Raw genomic sequence first — 394 nt, 5'->3', positions numbered from 1 at the left:
ATAAACACCATGGGAAGAATCAGCAGCGTGGTGGCGATCGAGCGATAGACGATCAGCAGCAACACGGTGATTACCGCGAACGTTAATCCGGTGATCAGCTTCATGCTTCGGTCACCGGCGGCGATTTGGTCGGCAAACAAGGCCGCCGGTCCGGTGACATAGGTTCTGATGCCTTCCGGCGGTGTACTATTCGCCACAATTTTCCGGACGGCTTCAACGGATTCGTTTGCGAGTGCTTCACCCATGTTGCCGGCGAGGTAAAGTTGAACGTACGCCGCCTTACCATCTGCGCTGACCGCACCCGCCGCCGTCAGGGGATCACGCCAAAAGTCTTGAATGTGCTGGATATGGCTCTGGTCCAGTACGAGCGTATCGACCAGGTGGTCGTAATACC

The 394-nt window shown here is 56.3% G+C and carries 1 protein-coding gene; it reads right to left on the bottom strand.

Annotated features, from left to right (window positions below):
• Positions 1-394, bottom strand: a 394-nt coding sequence (locus tag AC066S_RS39910) for an MMPL family transporter (RefSeq protein ID WP_478272082.1), incomplete at both ends; no start/stop codon positions are given.

This window comes from Bradyrhizobium sp. CFUWI (assembly GCF_056429085.1).
This window is presented reverse-complemented; position numbering and strand designations above follow the sequence as displayed.